Origin of the sequence: Streptomyces sp. NBC_00289, assembly GCF_041435115.1 — a bacterium.
In the GTDB taxonomy this organism is placed as follows: domain Bacteria; phylum Actinomycetota; class Actinomycetes; order Streptomycetales; family Streptomycetaceae; genus Streptomyces.
In genome coordinates this window covers 7,642,347-7,662,931 of sequence record NZ_CP108046.1, presented here as the reverse complement: position 1 = coordinate 7,662,931, position 20,585 = coordinate 7,642,347, and the positions used below count along the sequence as shown (strand labels likewise).

Here is a 20,585-nt window from a genome sequence, read left to right as displayed (position 1 = left end):
CACCATCGGTGTGGTGGTCAGGCTGCGAGTGCGGTCTCGTATTCGGCGGGACTGCGATAGCCGAGGCTGCTGTGCAGACGGTGCAAGTTGTACCAGCCCTCGATGAAATCGAAGATCGCGGTGCGGGCGGCGGCCCGGCTGGGCCAGGAGACGGCGTCGAGCAGCTCCCTTGACGGTGGCGAAGAACGACTCGGCGAGTGCGTTGTCCCAGCATTGTCCGGTGCGGCCGACCGACAGACGCACCCCCAACTGGTCTGCCAGCGCGGCGAATTGCTGGCTCGTGTACTGACAGCCACGATCCGAGTGAAAGATCACCGGCCGGGTGGGACGGCGCTTGCGGCAGGCGGCCGTGAGGGCATCGGCGACCAGATCGGTCCGCAGGTGGTCGGCTGTCGCCCAGCCGACCACGCGACGGGAGGCGATGTCGATGACGGTGGCCAGATAGAGCCAGCCCTCCTCCGTGGCGATGTAGGTGATGTCGCCGCACCAGCGGGCATCCAGGCCGGCGGGGTCGGGCTGGAAGTCCCGGACGACGAGATCGGGCCGCAGGGCAACTCGTGGATCGGGGATCGTCGTCAGGTGCCGTCGTCTGCGGTGTCGGCCCTGCAGGCCGGCAGCCCGCATCAGCCGCGCGACACGTCGGCGGCCACATCCGGCGCCTGCCCGCTTGAGCACGGCATGGACGCGCGGGGCGCCGTAGGTTCCCCGCGATCTCGTGTGGACGTCGGCGATCTGTTCCGCCAGCTCGGCGTCACGGACCGCGCGGGGACCAGGCTTGGCAGCGCGGCGGGCATAGAAGGCGGTCCTGGAGACCTTCAGCAGCTCACACGCTCGTTTGACGCTGTGACCTGCACGCTTCTCCGCCTCGATGAACGGGTGCACCGTCACCGGGTCTCCTTCGCGAAGAAAGCCGTGGCCCGCTTGAGGATGTCGACGTCCTCACGCAGACGGCGGTTCTCCCGCCGCAGTGCGGCCAGTTCCTCACGTTCGCTGCTGGTCAGGCCGTCCCGCTCGCCCGCATCGACCTCGGCCTGCTTCACCCAGTCACGCACCGCGGTCTCGGTCAGATCGAAGTCCTTGGCGATCTGACCGACCGAGCGGTCACCGCGTCGACACAGCTCGACGATCTCCGCCTTGAACTCCGGCGTGAACGAGCGACGAGGGCGAGGCTTCTTCTTCCCCATGCTCTCCATGATGGACATCCTCCCGGGGCTGAACCCCTGATCTCGGATGTCCGTCAAAGCGGATCAAGCCCAACTTCAGCCGCCAGCGGCTGACCTGCTGGCGATAGAGGATCCTCCGTACGTAGGCCTCGGGCTCGTCGATCCGCTGCCAGCGCCCGGCCGCCTTGACCAGGGCGCTCTGCAGAAGGTCCTCCCCGGCGTGCCGGTCTCCCCCGCACAGCAGCACGGCCGTCTTCAGCAGGGCGGACGACCTGCTGTCCACGAAGTCCCGGAAACTCTCCAGCCCTTCGGCATCCATCGTCACCTTCTCTTCCCCGGCGGCGGCCTGTGCCCCGCCCCTGTGCCCCTTGTGACGCGCGCGGCCGCCCCCCGCTATGCCTGTTCCCGGGAAATCCCCGCGAGGAATTTCGTAGGGCCCGCGCCGCCGCTGCCGTACGGTGGCCGCGTGAGCCGCCCGCTGCTGTTCCTCGACGTCGACGGCCCCCTCAACCCGTACGCGGCACAGCCGGAGCGGCGTCCCGAGGGCTACACGACGATCAGGGCGTCCGTGCGCCCGGGCAGGCCGCTTCGGGTGTGGCTGAACCCCTCGCACGGCCCGGCCCTGCTCACCCTCGACTACGACCTGTGCTGGGCGACCACCTGGATGGACGCCGCCAACCGCTGGATCGCCCCCGTCGTCGGCCTGCCCGAACTTCCCTGGGTCGACTTCGGCGAGGGTCTGTTCGCGGTGCGGCCGGACGGCGTCCACTGGAAGACGGAGGCCATCGTGGCGTACGCCGGGGGCCGAGCGTTCGCCTGGGTGGACGACGAGCAGAGCCCCGCCGACGAGGTGTACGTGGCCGGCCGGCATCCCGGCAGCGCACTGCTGTACCACGTCGACCCCCGGATCGGGCTGCGCGAGCGCGACTTCACGGCCCTGGCCCGGTTCGCGGCGGCCGTACAGACGTGACCGGACGGGCGTGGGCGGGACATGGGCGAGCGCCCCTCCACCGGCGGCCGGCGGAAGGGCGCTCGCGGGGCCCGTGGGCTCAGTTGTGGCTGTGCAGGACGTCGTTCAGGCCGCCCCAGACCGCGTTGTTCGGGCGCGCCTCGACCGTGCCGGTGACCGAGTTGCGGCGGAAGAGGATGTTCGAGGCGCCGGAGAGTTCGCGGGCCTTCACGATCTGGCCGTCGGGCATGGTCACCCTGGTGCCCGCGGTGACGTACAGGCCGGCCTCGACGACGCACTCGTCGCCGAGCGCGATGCCCACGCCCGCCTCGGCGCCGACCAGGCAGCGCTCGCCGATGGTGATGCGGACGTTGCCACCGCCGGACAGCGTGCCCATGGTGGAGGCGCCGCCGCCGATGTCCGAGCCGTCGCCGACCACGACGCCGGCCGAGATGCGGCCCTCGACCATGGAGGTGCCGAGGGTGCCGGCGTTGAAGTTGACGAAGCCCTCGTGCATGACCGTGGTGCCCTCGGCGAGGTGCGCGCCCAGGCGGACCCGGTCGGCGTCGGCGATGCGCACGCCCTTGGGGGCGACGTAGTCCGTCAGGCGCGGGAACTTGTCGATCGAGGTCACCTGGAGGTGCAGGCCCTCGGCGCGGGCGTTGAGCCGGACCTTCTCGACGTCGTCGACGGCGACCGGGCCGAGCGAGGTCCAGGCGACGTTGGCCAGGAAGCCGAAGATGCCGTCCAGGTTCTGACCGTGCGGCTTGACCAGCCGGTGCGAGAGGAGGTGCAGGCGCAGGTAGACGTCGTGCGCGTCGGTCGGCTTCTCGTCGAGTGAGGAGATGACCGTGCGGACCGCGACGACCTCGACGCCGCGGCGCGCGTCGGGACCGATCGCCTTCGCGGCGCCCTCGCCGAGCAGTTCCACGGCACGCTCGGCGGACAGCCGCTCGGTGCCGGACGGGCCGGGCTCGGTGTTCAGCTCGGGCGCGGGGAACCAGGTGTCGAGGACGGTGCCGTCGGCGGTGATCGTGGCGAGCCCGGCGGCAACGGCGCCGGTCGTGCGAGGAGCAGTCGTGTCGGTCATGAGGGCAACCTAACCGGCCGGGCCCCGCCGAGGCGAACCAGCGAGCCGCCCGTCTCAGGTGCCGGGCCGCGGGTGTCACGATCCGTACCCGGACAGCGGCAGGCGGTCCGTCCCGGTCCCGCGCCGGGCCGCCACCCTCCCGCCGTCCCACGCCGGGCCGCCGCCCCTCCCGCCGTCCACGCCAGGCCACCCCGGGCCGCCGCCTCTCCCGCCGTCCCACGCCGGGCCACCCCCCCCCGGCTCTCCCGCCGTCCCACACCGGGCCACCCCCCCCCGTTATGTTTTCCGCGGTCCTGCAAGAGGGCCGCTGGCCTCCGGGCCCGGCATGACTGTTCCCCCCTGTCGAACTGATGACCTGGGGGGTGGTGTCACCGGGCCCGGGAGGTGCCGTCGGAGACGCTGATGAGAGGTCCGGCCATCGCCCGGTCCGGCGCAATGCCGGACAGCTCGCGGGCGGCAGGTCTGCATAACGTGGATGCGCGCGTACGACACCACTGCCAAGGCCGGCACCTGCAACTCTCCCGGAAGGGCGCAATGTTCGACACCGAAGACGTGGGCGTGTTCCTCGGCCTGGACGTCGGCAAGACCGCTCACCACGGCCACGGACTCACCCCAGCCGGGAAGAAGGTCTTCGACAAGCAGCTGCCGAACAGCGAGCCGAAACTGCGGGCCGTCTTCGACAAGCTGACCGCCAAGTTCGGCACCGTCCTGGTGATCGTGGACCAGCCCGCTTCGATAGGCGCCCTGCCCCTGACCGTCGCCCGGGACGCGGACTGCAAGGTCGCCTACCTGCCCGGCCTGGCGATGCGCCGAATCGCCGACCTCTACCCGGGCGATGCGAAGACGGACGCCAAGGACGCCGCAGTGATCGCCGACGCCGCCCGGACGATGCCGCACACACTGCGCTCGCTGGAACTGACCGACGAGATCACCGCCGAACTGACCGTGCTGGTCGGCTTCGACCAGGACCTCGCAGCCGAGGCCACCCGCACCTCCAACCGGATACGCGGCCTGCTCACCCAGTTCCACCCCAGCCTGGAACGCGTCCTCGGCCCCCGCCTGGACCACCAGGCCGTGACCTGGCTGCTGGAACGCTACGGATCCCCAGCCGCACTGCGCAAAGCCGGCCGCCGCCGGCTCGTCGAGGTGACCCGGCCCAGGGCCCCGCGCATGGCCACCCGGCTGATCGACGAGGTCTTCGACGCGCTCGACGAACAGACCGTCGTCGTCCCCGGGACCGGCACCCTCGACGTCGTGATCCCGTCGCTGGCCCGTTCGCTCGCCGCTGTCCACGAACAACGACGAGCTCTGGAAACACAGATCGGGCAGCTGCTGGAGGCTCACCCTCTTTCCCCGGTCCTGACCTCGATTCCGGGAGTCGCGGTCAGGACCGCCGCCACCTTGCTGGTCACTGTCGGCGACGGCACCAGCTTCCCCACCGCCGCCCACCTGGCCTCCTACGCCGGCCTCGCCCCCACGACGAAGTCCTCGGGAACATCCATCCACGGCGAACACGCCCCCAGAGGCGGCAACCGGCAACTCAAACGCGCGATGTTCCTCTCCGCGTTCGCCGCCCTGCACGATCCCGCCTCCCGCACCTACTACGACAAATGCCGGGCCAGAGGAAAGACCCACACCCAAGCCCTCCTCCGGCTCGCCCGGCAACGGATCAACGTGCTGTTCGCGATGCTCCGCGACGGCACCTTCTACGAGCCCCGAACCCCACGCCTCGCTTGACGAAAGACATAGGTGCGCCGTGAAGCGCGAGTTGTTCGAGTGGCGGTGAAAGGACGCCACCGCCGTCCTGTCGCAGTAGGGCGGTTGAAGCTGAGGGCAGCCCGACCCGGGAGGTGCCGGGGAGGGTGGCAAGCGGCCCTGACAAAGCCGGGACGTATCAGCACTGCCAGATGGTGCGGGCCCGGCAAGCGAGACGGAAAGGAGTACGCGAGGAACCGGCGTTGACGCCTCCTTACTCGTCACCAGCTCGAACCTGGCGGATCTGGGCTGGATGCGGTGCGTCCCTGCCTTGCTATGGGGGCGGGGAACTTCCCGGGCGATTGCTATGTGTCGCCCGGGGAGGCCACGACGAAGTGCTGCGGGGTAGTCGTGGCGATGCCGCGGGGGTATAGCCGGGCTCCTCCTCCGTCGATCGAACAACACGTGAACACGGGAACCGTTCCGGTCCTGACCTGCGGCAACGTATCCAGCGAGGCCGCAGGCTGGGCCCACCGTCGGCCGACCGGGCCGGGACGGGACGGAGCCGCCGTAGTACTCCGAGCCGGGGAGAGCCCGGCACATGGGGAAGGGCGGCAGCGGAATCACGAAGGGAAGGAGGCTGCAATGCCGAAAGAAGCACCGCTGAACAGCGGTGCACCAGAGGCTCCTATGGGGCCTCACCAGCGGGTATCGGGGATGCAGGCCAAACTTCACCGTTGGGCGGCGGCCGACGAAGGCCGCAGGTTCGACGATCTGTTCAGCCTCGTGTGCGACCCGGCGACGCTGCTGGTGGCGTTCGAACGGGTCGCGGGCAACAAGGGGGCCAAAACGCCCGGAGTGGACGGCCTCACCGCCGTCAACGTCGAGCGCGAGATTGGCCCTTACGGGTTCCTGGAGGATCTTCGCTACGTACTTAAATCGGGTGAGTTCCGCCCGCTGCCGGTGCGCGAACGCAAGATTCCCAAGCCCGGCGGCAGTGGGAAGGTGCGCAAACTCGGCATCCCGACCATCGCCGACCGGGTGGTCCAGGCAGCTCTCAAGCTGGTGCTGGAGCCGATCTTCGAGGCGGAGTTCAAGCCGGTCTCCTACGGCTTCCGGCCCCTGCGGCGGGCACACGACGCGATCGCCGAGATCCACTTCTACGGCACCCACGGCTACCGATGGGTCCTGGACGCGGACATCGAGGCGTGCTTCGACTCGATCGACCACACGGCCCTGATGGACCGAGTGCGAGGACGAGTCAAGGACAAGCGCGTGCTGCGGCTGGTCAAGGCGTTCCTCAAGGCCGGCGTCCTCACCGAGGACAACAACCGAGAGGACACCCTCACCGGCACCCCGCAGGGCGGCATCCTCTCCCCACTCCTGGCGAACATCGCCCTGTCGGCGCTCGACGAGCACCTGACCAGGCCGTGGGAGCCGAACGGGGAGATGGCCACCAGTCACTTGCGCAGGCGTCGCCGCGCAACCAGACGTCCGAACTGGCGAATCGTCCGCTACGCGGACGATTTCGTCGTGCTGACCGACGGCGAACGCGACGACGTCGAGGCGCTGCGCGAGGACATCGCCGAGGTGTTGCAACCGCTCGGTCTTCGCCTCTCCGAGGCCAAGACGCAGGTGGTGCACATGGCGGAGGGGTTCGACTTCCTTGGGTTCCGCATCCAGTGGCGCCGCAAGCGGGGAACGGACAAGTGGCACGTCTACACGTTCATCGCTGACCGGCCCATCCGGCAGCTGAAGGACAAGATCCGCGCCCTGACGAACAGAACGTCGCAGCAGAACCCCAGGGACGTGCTGATCAGGCTCAACCAGATCATGCGCGGCTGGGCCAACTACTTCAAGCACGCGGTCTGCAAAGCCACCCTGAGTTCCCTGGCCAGTTTCACCTGGCACCGGGTGATCAGCTGGTGGATGGCACTGCACCGCTGGAAGTGGAAGGACGTCCGCCGACGCCTCACCGACCACACCGGACGGTGGCAAAGGCCCTCGGCAGACGGGATCGAACTGTTCGACCTCCAAGCGGTGGCGGTCACTCGCTACCGCTACAGAGGCAACACGATCCCCAACCCCTGGACCCGCCCCAACCACGCCTGAACGGCAGAGTCCGTGGAGAGCCCGGTACTCGGAGACGGGTACGCCGGGTTCGGCGAGCGGCACGGAGAAACGGACCGGTGGCAACACCGGCACCGCGCTCCGTGCCGACTCAACAGGCACCCCCCCCCCCGGCTCTCCCGCCGTCCCACACCGGGCCGCCACCTTTCCCGCCGTCCCACGCCGGGCCGCCGCCCCTCCCGCCGTCCCACGCCAGGCCACCCCGGCCCGGCTCGTTCCCCCGCCGTCCGTGCCCGGCCCAGCCCGGCCCGTCGGCCGCCTACGCCGCCGGAATGACCCGGGCCAGAACCTCCCGCGCGTACGCCTCGTCGTACGACTCGTCCGTCAGCAGCACCTGGAGGCACATCCCGTCCATCAGCGCGACCAGCGCCCGCGCGGTGACCGGGTCCGTGCGGTGGGAGAGCCGCTCGGCCAGGTCACGGGCCCACTCGGCGGCGACGGGGCGCAGGGCGGGGCGGCGCAGGGCGGCGAGGTAGAGCTCGTACTCCAGCTCGACGCCGGTGCGGTCGCCCGCGAGCCACTCGCCCATCCAGCCCGCCAGCTCCGTGGCCAGGTCGGCGCGCGGGTCCGCCAGGCCGCCGCGAGCCGCGATCACCTTGGCGAAGCCCTCGTTGGCCTGCCGCAGCGCGGCGACCATCAGCTCGTCCAGGGTCGCGAAGTGGTACGTCGTGGAGCCGAGCGGCACATCGGCCTCGGCGGCAACGGAGCGGTGGGTGAGACCGGCGAGGCCCTTGTCCCCCACGACCCGGATCGCCGCGTCGATGATCCGCTGCCGTCGTTGCGGGTCGTACCGTCGGGGCATCAGTGCGCACCCCCCAGGTTCAGCACCACGACCCCGACGATGATGATCACGATCCCGGCCGCCTTCGTCACCGTCATCCCCTCCCCGAGGAAGACGGTTCCGATCGTGGCGATGGCCGCGGTGCCGACACCGGACCAGATCGCGTACGCCGTACCGACCGACATCGACTTCAGAGCCTGCGCCAGCAACACGAAGGAGACGACGTAACCGAGGACCGTCAGCAGCGTGGGGACAAGCCTGCTGAAGCCTTCGGTGTACTTCATGGCGGTCGTGGCGGCCACCTCCGCGGCGATGGCGACGCCGAGCACCAGGTATCCCATGCGTACGAGCGTACATAACGGTCGTGGGAAAGGGTGCCGACGCGACCGGCCGGCGGCGGGCCGGTTCCGCACGGGCCCGAGATAACAAGGGGGAAACCGCTCTCCCAAAAGGCTCGTTGGAGTTCCCACGGTCCACTACTCTTCCAACTGCTTCACCTTTCACACACCGAGCGTTCGCAGCCGCGCCACACGCCATGGGCACCGCCGGAGGACCAGCACATGCAAGACAAGACCCCCCGGCCCGCTCAGGAGCAGCCCTGGGAGAACGGCTGGGTGCCGGACACCTCCCGGGCGCCGGGGACCCGTCGGCTCTGGCTCGCGGGCGGGCTCGCGATGGCCACGATCATCGCCTGCGCCGCGTCCGTCGCCCTGATGGACAGGGCTCCTGACAAACTGTCGGCCGCGGGGAGCCAGTCCCCCTCCGGCGAGGCCACCGCGCCCGGTCTGATCTCCTTCGCCACCGCCTCCACGACCGGCACCGCGTCGCCCGGCACCAAGATGGCCCCGCCCTCGCCCTCCGGGCGGTCCACCTCGGCCGCGCCCCGGCCGCAGGCCTCGACCTCCCCCTCCGCCGTCGGGACGTCCAAGTCACCTTCGGGACACGCCAGTTCATCCCGACCGAAGCCGCAGGTCACGACCAGGTCCGTCCAGTCGGTCAACTACCCCGACCGCTTCTGGCATGTGAGCGGCGGCCTGGTGAAACTCGACCCGGTCCGCGGTTCGGAGTCCCGGGAGGACTCCACCTTCACGCTGGTCAACGGCCTGGCCAAGAGCTCGTGTTACTCGTTCGTCGCGGATGACGGCAGGTACCTGCGCCACCGCGACTTCGTTCTGCGCTCCGAGCGTTACGACGGCTCGACCCTCTTCAGGCAGGACGCCACCTTCTGCGCCGTGTCGTCCGCGTCGTTCCCGGGCGCCGTGATGCTGGAGTCGGTCAACTACCCGGGCCGCTTCCTGCGCCACCAGAACTTCGGGCTGCGCCTGGACCCTTACGGCTACAACACGACCAACCGGCCCGACTTCTCGTTCCGCCTGGTGGGCGGGCTGGGCTGACCACCCGACCGGAACACGTGAGAGCGGCGGCACCCGTCAGGGTGCCGCCGCTCTCACGTGTTCCGGAGATCTCTCAGACGTTGAACCCGAGCGCGCGCAGCTGCTCGCGCCCGTCGTCCGTGATCTTGTCGGGTCCCCACGGCGGCATCCAGACCCAGTTGATGCGCAGCTCGTTGACCAGGCCGTCCGTGGCGGACTTGGCCTGGTCCTCGATGACGTCGGTCAGCGGACAGGCCGCCGAGGTCAGGGTCATGTCGATCGTCGCGATGTTCGCGTCGTCGATGTGGATGCCGTAGATCAGGCCGAGGTTGACGACGTCGATGCCCAGTTCGGGGTCGACGACGTCGTACAGCGCCTCGCGGACTTCCTCCTCCGAGGCCGGCTTCATCTCAACGGTCTCGCTCATGCCGTCTTCCTTTCGGCTTCGGCTTCGGCTCCGCCCAGGGCCTGGGCCGTCGCGTCCTTCCACGCCATCCAGCTCAGGAGGGCGCACTTCACCCGCGCCGGGTACTTGGAGACACCGGCGAACGCGACCGCGTCCTCCAGCACCTCCTCCATCGCGTCGTCGGGCTCGATCCTGCCCTTGGACTGCATCAGCTCCAGGAAGGTCTCCTGGATCTTCTGGGCCTGCGCCAGGTCCTTGCCGACGAGGAGTTCGTTCAGCACGGAGGCGGAGGCCTGGCTGATGGAACAGCCCTGTCCCTCGTAGGAGACGTCCTCGATCGTCGTGCCGTCGTACTTCACGCGGAGCGTGATCTCGTCGCCGCACGTCGGGTTCACATGGTGCACCTCGGCGTCGCCGTCCCTCAGACCACGTCCGTGCGGGTGCTTGTAGTGATCCAGGATGACTTCCTGGTACATCGAGTCCAGCTTCATGTGGTCGTCATCCCGTCCGTCAGCCGAAGAAGTTCCGTACGTGCTCCAGGCCGTCGACCAGCGCGTCGATCTCGGCCGGCGTGGAGTACAGATAGAACGACGCTCGCGTGGTCGCAGGAATTCCGTAGCGCAGGCACACGGGGCGGGCGCAGTGGTGGCCCACCCGGACCGCGATGCCCTGCTCGTCGAGGACCTGGCCGACGTCGTGCGGGTGGATGTCCCCGAGCGTGAAGGAGATCGCCGCGCCCCGGTCCTCGGCCGTGGTCGGGCCGATGATCCGCAGGTCGGGGACCTCGCCGAGCTTCCGCACCGCGTACTCGGTGAGGGCGTGCTCGTGGGCGAGGATCTTGTCCATGCCGATCGCGTCGAGGTAGTCGATCGCCGCGCCGAGACCGACCGCCTGCGCGATCGGAGGCGTGCCCGCCTCGAACTTGTGGGGAGCGGGAGCGTAGGTCGACGAGTGCATCGACACCGTCTCGATCATCTCGCCGCCGCCCAGGAACGGGGGGAGGTCCTCGAGCAGTTCCTGCCGGCCCCAGAGGACACCGATGCCCGTCGGGCCGCACATCTTGTGACCGGTGAAGGCCACGAAGTCGGCCTGCAGTGCCTGTACGTCCAGCGGCATGTGCGGCGCGGCCTGCGAGGCGTCGATGCAGACCAGCGCACCGACCTCCTGCGCGCGGCGCACTATCGCCTCGACCGGGTTGACCGTACCGAGGATGTTGGACACCAGGACGAAGGAGACGATCTTCGTCTTCTCCGTGATGACCTCGTCGATGTTGGACAGGTCCAGCCGGCCGTCGTCCGTCAGACCGAACCACCGCAGCTTCGCGCCCGTGCGCTGCGCCAGCAGCTGCCACGGCACGATGTTGGAGTGGTGCTCCATCTCGGTGATGACGATCTCGGTCTCGTGGTCGACCCGGTAGGGCTCGTCGGCCCAGCCGAGCATGTTGGCCACGAGGTTGAGCGACTCGGAGGCGTTCTTGGTGAAGATCACCTCGTCGCGGCTCGGCGCGTTCACGAACGCGGCGACCTTGTCGCGCGCGCCCTCGTACAGCGCCGTGGCCTCCTCGGCGAGCACATGCACACCGCGGTGGACGTTGGCGTTGTAGCGCTCGTAGTAGTCACTGAGAGCGTCCAGCACCTGGCGCGGCTTCTGCGAGGTCGCCGCGTTGTCCAGGTACACCAGCTTCTTACCGTCGTGGACCTGACGGTCCAGGATGGGGAAGTCCTTGCGGATCGCCTCGGTGTCGAGGAGGCCCGGCAGCTGTGTCACGCGGATGCGCCACCCTTCACGTATGACTCGTAGCCCTCGTTCTCCAGCTTGTCGGCCAGCTCGGGACCGCCGGACTCGGCGATCCGGCCGTCCGCGAAGACGTGGACGTGGTCGGGCTTGATGTAGCGCAGGATGCGCGTGTAGTGCGTGATCAGCAGGGTGCCGACCTCGCCGGACTCACGGACGCGGTTGACGCCCTCCGAGACGATGCGCAGCGCGTCGACGTCCAGACCGGAGTCCGTCTCGTCGAGGATCGCGATCTTCGGCCTGAGCAGCTCCAGCTGGAGGATCTCGTGGCGCTTCTTCTCGCCGCCGGAGAAGCCCTCGTTGACGTTGCGCTCGGCGAAGGCGGGGTCCATGTTGAGGCGCTGCATGGCCTCCTTGACCTCCTTCACCCAGGTGCGCAGCTTGGGGGCCTCGCCGCGGATGGCGGTGGCGGAGGTGCGCAGGAAGTTGGAGACCGAGACGCCGGGGACCTCGACCGGGTACTGCATCGCCAGGAACAGGCCCGCGCGGGCGCGCTCGTCGACGGACATCTCCAGGACGTCCTCGCCGTCGAGCAGCACGGTGCCGCTGGTGATCGTGTACTTGGGGTGACCCGCGAGCGAGTAGGCGAGAGTCGACTTGCCCGAGCCGTTGGGGCCCATGATGGCGTGCGTCTCACCCTGCTTCACGGTGAGGTCGACGCCCTTGAGGATCTCCTTCGTGGCGTTGTCGGCCTCGACGGTGACGTGCAGGTCTCGGATTTCAAGCGTTGCCATGGGTGCCTCAGGACTCCTGGGTGAGGGAGACGAGCACATCGTCCCCTTCGATCTTTACGGGGTATACGGGGACGGGGCGCGTCGCGGGCAGGCCGGACGGTTTGCCGGTGCGGAGGTCGAAGCTGGAGCCGTGCAGCCAGCACTCGATCTGACAGTCCTCCACCTCGCCCTCGGAGAGCGAGACGTTCGCGTGCGAGCAGATGTCGTTGATCGCGAACACCTCCCCCTGGGTCTTCACGATCGAGACAGGCGTGCCGTCGAGTTCCACCCGTTTCGGGGTGTCCTCCTCCAGCTCGCCCAGCCCGCAGGCGCGTTGGAACGTCGAGGGGACAGTCATCAGACCGACGCCTCCAGCTCCTCGTCGATCCTGACGAGGAGGCGCTCCTGGATGTCGGCGACGCCGATCTGCTGGACGAGTTCGGCGAAGAAGCCGCGGACCACCAGGCGGCGTGCGTCGTCGGCGGGGATGCCGCGGGCCATCAGGTAGAAGAGCTGCTCGTCGTCGAAGCGGCCGGTGGCGGAGGCGTGACCGGCGCCGACGATCTCGCCGGTCTCGATCTCCAGGTTCGGCACCGAGTCGACCCGGGCGCCGTCGGTCAGCACCAGGTTGCGGTTCATCTCGTAGGTGTCGGTGCCCTCGGCCTTGGCCTCGATGAGCACGTCACCGATCCACACCGCGTGCGCGCCCTCGCCCTGGAGCGCGCCCTTGTAGGCGACGTTGGACTTGCAGTGCGGCTCGTTGTGGTCGACCAGGAGGCGGTGCTCCTGGTGCTGGCCCGCGTCCGTGAAGTACAGGCCGAAGAGCTCGGCCTCGCCACCGGGACCGGCGTAGGCGACGCGCGGGTGGAGGCGCACGAGGTCGCCGCCGAAGGTGACCACGAACGACTTGAAGGTGGCGTCCCGGCCGATCAGCGCGTTGTGCTGGGCCACGTGCACGGCCTTGTCGTCCCAGTCCTGCACCGAGACGACGGTCAGCTTGGCGCCGTCGCCCAGGAGGTAGTCGACGTTGGCGGCGAGTACCGCGTCACCGGTGTGGTCGATGACGACGACGGCCTCGGCGAAGGCTCCCAGCTCGATGACCTGGTGGCCGTAGGCGACCCCGCCCTGGCCGTGCACGGCGATACGGATCGGCTCGGTGAGCACCGTCTCCTTGGGGACGGAGACCACACCGGCCTTCTCGAACGCCGAGTACGCCTGGGCGGCGACGCGGTCCACCGGGGTGCCGGCCCTGCCGATGCGCGCGTCGTCACGGCCGACGGTCTCGACGGTGACGCCCTCGGGGGCCTGGATGTCGACCTTCACGCCCTCGCCGGTCGCGGCGGCGGTGCCGTCGTGCAGGCCGCGCAGGCGCTCCAGCGGGGTGAACCGCCACTCCTCCTCGCGGCCGTGCGGGACCGGGAAGTCCGACACGTCGAAGGAGGGCGGCGCGCTCATGCGCGTCGCGACGGTCGACTCGGCGGCCACCGCGATCTGGCCGGCGGTGGTGGATCCCACCGGTGGGGGTCCCCCCGCCCGAGCGGATTCGAGGGTGGGGGGGTTCTGAGCCTCAGCCATGGCTGTCGGTCTGCTCTCTTCCTACGTCAGGTTTCGCTGGCTGGATGTGGAGGGCGGGTCTCAGCCGACCGCGCCTTCCATCTGCAGCTCGATCAGCCGGTTGAGTTCGAGGGCGTACTCCATGGGGAGTTCCTTCGCGATCGGCTCGACGAAGCCACGCACGATCATCGCCATCGCCTCGAACTCGGTCATGCCACGGCTCATCAGGTAGAAGAGCTGGTCGTCGCTGACCTTGGAGACGGTCGCCTCGTGCCCCATGGACACGTCGTCCTCACGGACGTCCACGTAGGGGTACGTGTCCGAGCGGGAGATGGTGTCGACGAGCAGCGCGTCGCAGAGCACGTTGGACTTCGAGCCGTGGGCGCCCTCGCCGATCTCGACGAGACCGCGGTAGGACGTACGGCCGCCACCGCGCGCCACGGACTTCGACACGATGTTGGAGGAGGTGTTCGGCGCCATGTGGACCATCTTGGAGCCGGCGTCCTGGTGCTGCCCCTCGCCCGCGAAGGCGATGGACAGGGTCTCGCCCTTGGCGTGCTCGCCCATCAGGTAGACGGCCGGGTACTTCATCGTCACCTTGGAGCCGATGTTGCCGTCGATCCACTCCATGGTCGCGCCCTCGTACGCCACGGCGCGCTTGGTGACCAGGTTGTAGACGTTGTTCGACCAGTTCTGGATGGTCGTGTAACGGCAGCGGGCGTTCTTCTTGACGATGATCTCGACGACCGCGGAGTGCAGCGAGTCGGACTTGTAGATCGGGGCCGTACAACCCTCGACGTAGTGCACGTAGGCGCCCTCGTCGACGATGATCAGGGTCCGCTCGAACTGGCCCATGTTCTCCGTGTTGATCCGGAAGTAGGCCTGGAGCGGGATCTCGACCTGCACGCCCTTCGGCACGTAGATGAAGGAGCCACCCGACCACACCGCCGAGTTCAGCGACGCGAACTTGTTGTCGCCGACGGGGATGACGGTCCCGAAGTACTCCTTGAAGAGCTCCGGGTGCTGCTTCAGCGCGGTGTCGGTGTCGAGGAAGATGACGCCCTGCTCCTCCAGGTCCTCGCGGATCTGGTGGTAGACGACCTCGGACTCGTACTGGGCCGCGACACCGGCGACGAGGCGCTGCTTCTCCGCCTCGGGGATGCCGAGCTTGTCGTACGTGTTCTTGATGTCCTCGGGCAGGTCCTCCCAGGACTCCGCCTGCTTCTCCGTGGAACGGACGAAGTACTTGATGTTGTCGAAGTCGATGCCCGACAGGTCCGAGCCCCAGTTCGGCATGGGCTTCTTCTCGAAGAGACGCAGACCCTTGAGACGGAGCTTGGTCATCCACTCCGGCTCGTTCTTCTTCGCGGAGATGTCCCGGACGACGTCCTCGTTGATGCCGCGCTTGGCAGAGGCACCGGCTGTGTCGGAGTCGGCCCAGCCGTATTCGTACTTGCCCAGGCCCTCGAGCTCGGGGTGGGCAGTCTCCGTGGGGAGAGTCATGCGGGGTTCCTCCCGGCCGTGCTTGCAGATGCGTTGTGGGTGGTGTGGGAAATCTTGGGGATGAACGTCGTGCAGACGCCGTCGCCGTGCGCGATGGTCGCCAGCCGCTGGACGTGGGTGCCGAGCAGCTGGGAGAAGATCTCGGTCTCCGCCTCGCACAGCTGCGGGAACTTCTCCGCGACATGGGCCACCGGGCAGTGGTGCTGGCAGAGCTGCTCACCTTTTCGCGGGAGGGGGGCGCTGCGCGCCGTAGCAGCGTACCCGTCCGCGCTCAGGGCCTTGGCCAGCGCTTCGGTGCGCTCCTCGGGGGCGGCGGCCTCGATCGCCGTACGGTAGGCGGCGGCCTGCTCGGCGATCCTCGCGCGGGCGAAGGCCACGACGGCCTCGTCCCCGCCGAACCGCTCCTGGATCCAGCGCAGGGCGTCCGCGGCGAGCGTGTCGTAGGACTGGTCGAAGGCGTCCCGGCCGCAGTCCGTCAGGGCGAAGACCTTGGCGGGACGGCCGCGCGTACGAGCGCCGTACACCCGCTGCTCGCGTGCCTCCACGACGTCGTCGGCGACGAGGGCGTCGAGATGACGCCGTACGGCCGCCTGGGTGAGCCCCAGCCTTCCGGCGAGCTCGGTGGCGGTCGACGGCCCGTGGTCCAGGATGGATCGCGCGACCCGGTTGCGCGTCGAGCGCTCACCGGTCGCGAGCTCCTCCTGCGGGGCCCCCGTGGGGGTCTCCCGAGCCTCGCCGACGTTTTTCACAACGCCATTGTTGCGTAATTCCTCAGGGGCAGGCAAGCCGTGCCCGAATCGGCGGCCGGTGCCCTGCATCACTTAGGTGAACCTAATCCGACCTGCGCCGACGATCTTTGATCGATCAAACCGGTGGCGCCGCACGGCATCGTGGGGAACACTCGCGAATCATGTCCACACCCCCTCCGACCGGCCCTCTCGGCCCACTTGTCACCCGCGGCACAGTGGCCGCGCAGCTGCGCGAACTGGGCGTACGGCCGGGCGAGACCCTCCTCGTGCACTCCTCCCTCAGCTCCCTCGGCTGGGTCTGCGGAGGCCCCGTCGCGGTGGTTCGGGGACTGCTGGACGCCCTCGCCCCGGACGGCACGCTCGTGGTCCCCACCCAGACCGGCGACCTCTCGGACCCGGCTCTGTGGACGAGCCCCCCGGTGCCCGAGGAGTGGTGGACGACGATCCGCACCGCGATGCCCGCCTACGACCCGCTCGTCACGCCCTCGCGCGGAGTCGGCGTCGTCCCGGAGACCGTACGGACCTGGCCGGGCGCCCTGCGCAGCGCCCACCCCCAGACCTCGTTCGCGGCGCTCGGGCCGCGCGCGGCGGAGATCGTCGGGGAGCACGCCCCCGACTGCCGCCTCGGCGAGCGCAGTCCGCTCGCCCGGCTGGAGGCGCTCGGCGCGCGCGTCCTGCTGCTGGGCGCGGGCTACGCCACCTGCACCGCCTTCCACCTGGCCGAGTACCGCATCCCGTCACCGCTGGTGCGGGTGGGACGGCCGGGACCGGTGGGCTGGGAGGTGGTGACCGAGGTGTCGATCTCCTCCGAACGGTTCGACGAACTCGGCCACGACTTCGAACGGGACCGTCCCGTCCTCCGCGGGCAGGTCGGCGCGGCCGAAGCGCGGCTGTTCCCGGTGGCGGACGCGGTGGCCTACGCCGAGCGGTGGCTGAGCCTGCACCGGCCCCGTGAGGAGGAGATCGCGCACACTCCCCCCTTCTCGGCTCCGCTCGAGCGGGGGGACCCCCACGTCTGAGGCCCCACCGCCGTACCTAGACTCTGGACCCATGCGAAGCGAGCCCGTGGTCCAGGTCCAGGCCCTGGTGAAGCGGTACGGCAGGAAGACCGCGGTGGACGGCCTCGACCTGGTGGCCCAGGCGGGTGTGACCGCGGTACTCGGTCCCAACGGGGCCGGCAAGACGACCACGGTCGAGACCTGCGAGGGGTACCGGAGGCCGGACGCCGGCACGGTGCGCGTCCTGGGCCTCGACCCCGTCGCGCAGTCCGCCGGACTGCGCCCCAGAATCGGCGTGATGCTGCAGTCCGGCGGCGTCTACTCGGGCGCTCGGGCGGACGAGATGCTCCGGCACGTCGCCACACTGCACGCCCGTCCCCTGGACGTGGACGCCCTGGTCGAACGCCTCGGCCTCGGCAGCTGCGGACGCACCACCTACCGCCGTCTCTCCGGCGGCCAGCAGCAGCGGCTCGCGCTGGCGATGGCCGTGGTCGGGCGCCCGGAACTGGTGTTCCTGGACGAACCGACCGCCGGGCTCGACCCACAGGCCCGCCACGCCACCTGGGACCTCGTGCGCGACCTGCGCGCCGACGGTGTCTCCGTGATCCTCACCACCCACCACATGGACGAGGCGGAGCAACTCGCCGACGATGTCGCGATCATCGACGCGGGCCGGGTCATCGCCCAGGGCTCCCCGGAGGAACTGTGCCGCGGCGGCGCGGAGAACACACTCCGCTTCATCGGCCGGCCCGGTCTGGACGTCGGATCGCTGCTCAAGGCACTCCCCGCGGACTGCACGGCCGCCGAACTGACGCCCGGCTCGTACCGCGTCGTCGGCAAGGTCGACCCGCAGCTGCTCGCCACGGTCGCGTCCTGGTGCGCGCAGCACGGGGTGATGCCGGAGAAGATCTCCGTCGAGCGGCACACCCTCGAAGACGTCTTTCTGGAGCTCACCGGCAAGGAGTTGCGTTCATGATCCCGGCAGGCACGGACATCGGCCGGGGGTCCGGGAGCTGTCTCCCGGAAGGACACGGCCCGGAGCTCGCCGGCAGGGAGGTGCGCCCGTGACCACCTCCGCCGGCACCTACACCCCCGCGCCGGGGGCGGCGCCCCTCCCCCGCATGATCGCGGCCCAGGCCGCGCTCGAGACGAAGATGCTGCTGCGCAACGGCGAGCAGTTGCTGCTGACCGTGGTCATCCCCACCCTGCTGCTGGCCCTCTTCAGCTCGGTGGACATCGTCGACACCGGAGCGGGCGAGGCCGTCGACTTCCTGGCCCCCGGCATCCTCGCGCTCGCCGTGATGTCCACGGCGTTCACCGGGCAGGCCATCGCTACCGGCTTCGAGCGCCGGTACGGCGTCCTGAAACGGCTCGCCTCCTCCCCGCTCCCCCGCTGGGGCCTGATGACCGCCAAGACGGCGTCCGTGCTGGTCACGGAGGTCTTCCAGGTGATCCTGCTGACGGTGATCGCCTTCGCGCTCGGCTGGTCGCCGCACGGCAACCCGTTCGCCGTGCTGCTCCTGCTGGTCCTCGGCACGGCCGCCTTCTCCGGGCTCGGGCTGCTGATGGCGGGCACGCTCAAGGCGGAGGCCACGCTGGCCGCCGCGAACCTGGTGTTCCTGCTGCTGCTGGTGGGCGGCGGTGTCATCGTCCCGCTGGACAGGTTCCCGGCCGGGGCGCAGGACGTCCTCGGGCTGCTGCCGATCTCGGCGCTGTCGGACGGGCTGCGCGACGTCCTGCAGCACGGGGCCGGGATGCCCTGGGGCGACCTGGGGATTCTGGCCGTGTGGGCGGTCGTGGGGCTGGCGGCGGCCGGCCGGTTCTTCCGCTGGGAGTAGCCCCGGGGCGGACCCTCGTGAAAGCGTGCACAAGCGGCGGCCTACGATGGTGGGCGTGCCAAACGTGACCCGCGCCGACGCCGTAGCGGCCGTCCGCAACCCGCTCGCCTTCATCGCCGCACGCTGGACCCCGGATCCCCGGACGGTGCGGCGGGCGGCCCTCGCCGCGCTCGTCATGTCGGTGGTCATCGTGGTCACCGGCGGTGCCGTGCGGCTCACCGGCTCCGGCCTCGGCTGCCCGACCTGGCCCAAGTGCACCGACGACTCGCTCACCACCACCGGCGCCATGGGCGTGCACGGCGTGATCGAGTTCGGCAACCGGATGCTGACGTACGTCCTGTGCGCCGCGGTCGGCTGGGCGATCGTCGCCGCCCGCTCCGAGAAGCCGTACCGGCGCAGCCTCACCCGGCTCGGCTGGGCCCAGTTCTGGGTCGTCATGGGCAACGCGATCCTCGGCGGAATCGTCGTGCTCGTGGGCCTGAACCCGTACACGGTCGCCGCGCACTTCCTGCTCTCCTCGGCGCTGATCGCGGTCGCCACCGTGATGTGGCAGCGCACCAGGGAGGGCGACGGAGCGCCCCGCCCCCTGGTCGGCAAGCCCATCCAGCAGATGGTGTGGTTCCTGGTCGGCGCCGCCGTACTGCTGATCGCGGTGGGCACGGTGGTGACCGGCTCGGGTCCGCACGCGGGCGACTCCAGCGAGGTCGAGCGGATGCCGCTGGACTGGGAGACCGTGAGCAAACTGCACGCGGTGCTGGCCTGGATCGTGGTGACGCTGACCTTCGCCCTGTGGTTCGTCCTCAAGGCGGTCGACGCCCCCGCCGGCCCGCTGCACCGCACCCGCGACCTGTTCCTGGTGCTGCTCTCCCAGGGTGTCATCGGCTACGTCCAGTACTTCACGGACCTTCCCGAGGCCCTGGTCGGACTGCACATGCTCGGCTCGGGCCTGGTGTGGATCGCCGTACTGCGCGTCCTGCTGGCACTGCGCGAGCGCCCCCACCCGGTGATCGACCTGCCGGGCCCGGCGGCCGAGGCGACGCTGGGCACGCGCGCGTAGTCGTCGACGACCGACAGCGGGACGTCGGGCGACGGGTACGCGCCCGTGCGTCACGCGTACGTCGTCACCAGTGAGTCGATCGCCGGGCCCAGGTAGGCCCGGGTCAGTTCGCCCCTGCGGGTCGTCCACTCCTCGGTGGGCGGCGCCGGCCGCTCGTAGCGCCGCCGCCGGATGTCCTCCACCACCTCGACCGGCGCCCCGAGCGCCGGCAGTTCCCGCAGCGCCTCCCTCTTGGAGATCAGGCGTCCCTCCCGCAGGGTCACCGTCGCCCGCGCGAACGTCGTCAGCCCTACGTCGATCCAGTCGTCCCGCCGCCACAGGTGTGCCTTGTCGACGGCGGGCCGCCAGAAGTCCCGCTGGTCGCGGACGACGAACGCGCCGAGCTCCCGGTCCCGCACGGGCGGGAGCAGCTCGGCCGGGGTCCGGCCGTGCAGCACCCGCCCGAAGGCGTGCAGTTCGCACCGGGTGACGGGGGTGACCGGGCGGCGCATCACATGGTCGTGCGCCCAGGTCAGGTGCCGTCGTTCCGGATCGTCGAGCGCGTCGGGGGCGAAGTAGCTGCAGTGCAGCCTGACGGCGAGCGGCTCGGCCCGCAGCCGGCGGTGCAGGGTGACGACCCGGCGGACGGCGCCGAGTGTCACGGGCCGGTCGAGCACCGCGATCAAATCCAGGTCGCTGCGACCCTCCTGGTAGTCACCCCCGGCGAGCGATCCGTGCGCCCAGACGGCGACGGGCGCGAGCGCCGTGAGCTCGTCGAGGAAGCGGTCGAGTAACGCGTCCGTGTGCATCAGC

The 20,585-nt window shown here is 69.8% G+C and carries 22 protein-coding genes and 2 pseudogenes; 8 read left to right on the top strand and 16 right to left on the bottom strand.

Going from position 1 to position 20,585, the window contains the following annotated elements; translation table 11 throughout:
- Positions 1-17 precede the first annotated feature (17 nt).
- From OG985_RS34645 to OG985_RS34630, 4 genes and pseudogenes are all read right to left on the bottom strand, one after another.
- A complete protein-coding gene (locus tag OG985_RS34645; RefSeq protein ID WP_371672302.1) occupies positions 18-296 on the bottom strand; it encodes an IS3 family transposase in 279 nt (92 codons plus the stop codon).
- A pseudogene (locus OG985_RS34640) lies at positions 181-882 on the bottom strand (IS3 family transposase); the annotation flags it as partial. The gene OG985_RS34645 and the pseudogene OG985_RS34640, both read right to left, overlap by 116 nt.
- Positions 883-884: 2 nt before the next feature.
- A complete protein-coding gene (locus OG985_RS34635) occupies positions 885-1,193 on the bottom strand; it encodes an IS3 family transposase (RefSeq protein ID WP_053743648.1) in 309 nt (102 codons plus the stop codon).
- 64 nt (positions 1,194-1,257) lie between these two features.
- Positions 1,258-1,482 (bottom strand): annotated as a pseudogene (locus OG985_RS34630) (SigE family RNA polymerase sigma factor); the annotation flags it as partial.
- A gap of 147 nt (positions 1,483-1,629) precedes the next feature.
- Here OG985_RS34630 and OG985_RS34625 point away from each other — a divergent pair.
- The gene (locus tag OG985_RS34625) at positions 1,630-2,133 is read left to right on the top strand and encodes a hypothetical protein (RefSeq protein WP_371672301.1); all 504 of its coding nucleotides are present in this window, start codon (positions 1,630-1,632) and stop codon (positions 2,131-2,133) included.
- Between the two features lie 79 nt (positions 2,134-2,212).
- Here the strand turns inward: OG985_RS34625 and dapD are convergent, their stop codons facing one another.
- A complete protein-coding gene (dapD, locus tag OG985_RS34620; protein ID WP_371672300.1) occupies positions 2,213-3,202 on the bottom strand; it encodes a 2,3,4,5-tetrahydropyridine-2,6-dicarboxylate N-succinyltransferase in 990 nt (329 codons plus the stop codon).
- 534 nt (positions 3,203-3,736) lie between these two features.
- Between dapD and OG985_RS34615 the strand changes: the two genes are divergently transcribed.
- Both OG985_RS34615 and ltrA read left to right on the top strand, forming a co-directional pair.
- Positions 3,737-4,939, top strand: a complete 1,203-nt coding sequence (locus OG985_RS34615) for an IS110 family transposase (RefSeq protein ID WP_371672299.1) — start codon at positions 3,737-3,739, stop codon at positions 4,937-4,939.
- A 603-nt stretch (positions 4,940-5,542) separates the two neighbouring features.
- Positions 5,543-7,009: a group II intron reverse transcriptase/maturase gene (ltrA, locus tag OG985_RS34610; RefSeq protein WP_371672298.1), complete on the top strand. Its 1,467-nt coding sequence runs from the start codon at positions 5,543-5,545 to the stop codon at positions 7,007-7,009.
- 277 nt (positions 7,010-7,286) lie between these two features.
- On the opposite strand, the gene OG985_RS34605 is transcribed toward ltrA, so the two are convergent.
- Positions 7,287-7,829: a TetR/AcrR family transcriptional regulator gene (locus OG985_RS34605; protein ID WP_371672297.1), complete on the bottom strand. Its 543-nt coding sequence runs from the start codon at positions 7,827-7,829 to the stop codon at positions 7,287-7,289.
- Complete coding sequence (locus tag OG985_RS34600; protein WP_371672296.1) at positions 7,829-8,149, bottom strand: multidrug efflux SMR transporter; 321 nt, start codon at positions 8,147-8,149, stop codon at positions 7,829-7,831. The genes OG985_RS34605 and OG985_RS34600 overlap by 1 nt, the downstream gene beginning before the upstream one ends.
- A 219-nt stretch (positions 8,150-8,368) precedes the next feature.
- Between OG985_RS34600 and OG985_RS34595 the strand changes: the two genes are divergently transcribed.
- Positions 8,369-9,202, top strand: a complete 834-nt coding sequence (locus OG985_RS34595; RefSeq protein ID WP_371672295.1) for an AbfB domain-containing protein — start codon at positions 8,369-8,371, stop codon at positions 9,200-9,202.
- 73 nt (positions 9,203-9,275) lie between these two features.
- On the opposite strand, the gene OG985_RS34590 is transcribed toward OG985_RS34595, so the two are convergent.
- The 8 genes from OG985_RS34590 to OG985_RS34555 are packed head-to-tail and all read right to left on the bottom strand — an operon-like array spanning position 9,276 to position 15,900.
- Positions 9,276-9,608, bottom strand: a complete 333-nt coding sequence (locus OG985_RS34590; protein WP_073494514.1) for a metal-sulfur cluster assembly factor — start codon at positions 9,606-9,608, stop codon at positions 9,276-9,278.
- A complete protein-coding gene (sufU, locus tag OG985_RS34585) occupies positions 9,605-10,078 on the bottom strand; it encodes a Fe-S cluster assembly sulfur transfer protein SufU (RefSeq protein ID WP_371672294.1) in 474 nt (157 codons plus the stop codon). Before sufU ends, OG985_RS34590 begins: the two co-directional genes overlap by 4 nt.
- A gap of 19 nt (positions 10,079-10,097) precedes the next feature.
- A complete protein-coding gene (locus OG985_RS34580) occupies positions 10,098-11,354 on the bottom strand; it encodes a cysteine desulfurase (protein WP_371672293.1) in 1,257 nt (418 codons plus the stop codon).
- Positions 11,351-12,115 carry a Fe-S cluster assembly ATPase SufC gene (sufC, locus tag OG985_RS34575; protein ID WP_371672292.1) on the bottom strand — a complete coding sequence of 255 codons (765 nt, stop codon included), beginning with the start codon at positions 12,113-12,115 and terminating at the stop codon, positions 11,351-11,353. The genes OG985_RS34580 and sufC overlap by 4 nt, the downstream gene beginning before the upstream one ends.
- 7 nt (positions 12,116-12,122) lie before the next feature.
- On the bottom strand, positions 12,123-12,452 hold the full coding sequence (locus OG985_RS34570) for a non-heme iron oxygenase ferredoxin subunit (protein ID WP_371672291.1): 330 nt from the start codon (positions 12,450-12,452) through the stop codon (positions 12,123-12,125).
- Complete coding sequence (sufD, locus tag OG985_RS34565) at positions 12,452-13,669, bottom strand: Fe-S cluster assembly protein SufD (RefSeq protein ID WP_371672290.1); 1,218 nt, start codon at positions 13,667-13,669, stop codon at positions 12,452-12,454. Before sufD ends, OG985_RS34570 begins: the two co-directional genes overlap by 1 nt.
- Before the next feature lie 60 nt (positions 13,670-13,729).
- On the bottom strand, positions 13,730-15,151 hold the full coding sequence (sufB, locus tag OG985_RS34560) for a Fe-S cluster assembly protein SufB (RefSeq protein WP_371672289.1): 1,422 nt from the start codon (positions 15,149-15,151) through the stop codon (positions 13,730-13,732).
- Positions 15,148-15,900: a helix-turn-helix transcriptional regulator gene (locus OG985_RS34555; protein WP_371672288.1), complete on the bottom strand. Its 753-nt coding sequence runs from the start codon at positions 15,898-15,900 to the stop codon at positions 15,148-15,150. The genes sufB and OG985_RS34555 overlap by 4 nt, the downstream gene beginning before the upstream one ends.
- A 161-nt stretch (positions 15,901-16,061) precedes the next feature.
- On the opposite strand from OG985_RS34555, the gene OG985_RS34550 reads away from it, so the two are divergent.
- From OG985_RS34550 to OG985_RS34535, 4 genes are all read left to right on the top strand, one after another.
- Positions 16,062-16,919, top strand: a complete 858-nt coding sequence (locus OG985_RS34550) for an aminoglycoside N(3)-acetyltransferase (protein ID WP_371672287.1) — start codon at positions 16,062-16,064, stop codon at positions 16,917-16,919.
- 31 nt (positions 16,920-16,950) lie between these two features.
- Positions 16,951-17,874, top strand: a complete 924-nt coding sequence (locus tag OG985_RS34545) for an ABC transporter ATP-binding protein (RefSeq protein ID WP_371672286.1) — start codon at positions 16,951-16,953, stop codon at positions 17,872-17,874.
- A 145-nt stretch (positions 17,875-18,019) separates the two neighbouring features.
- On the top strand, positions 18,020-18,736 hold the full coding sequence (locus OG985_RS34540; RefSeq protein WP_371674584.1) for an ABC transporter permease: 717 nt from the start codon (positions 18,020-18,022) through the stop codon (positions 18,734-18,736).
- A gap of 46 nt (positions 18,737-18,782) precedes the next feature.
- On the top strand, positions 18,783-19,793 hold the full coding sequence (locus OG985_RS34535; RefSeq protein ID WP_371672285.1) for a heme A synthase: 1,011 nt from the start codon (positions 18,783-18,785) through the stop codon (positions 19,791-19,793).
- Between the two features lie 50 nt (positions 19,794-19,843).
- Here OG985_RS34535 and OG985_RS34530 read toward each other — a convergent pair whose 3' ends face one another.
- Positions 19,844-20,581 carry a nucleotidyltransferase domain-containing protein gene (locus tag OG985_RS34530; protein ID WP_371672284.1) on the bottom strand — a complete coding sequence of 246 codons (738 nt, stop codon included), beginning with the start codon at positions 20,579-20,581 and terminating at the stop codon, positions 19,844-19,846.
- Between the last annotated feature and the right edge of the window lie 4 nt (positions 20,582-20,585).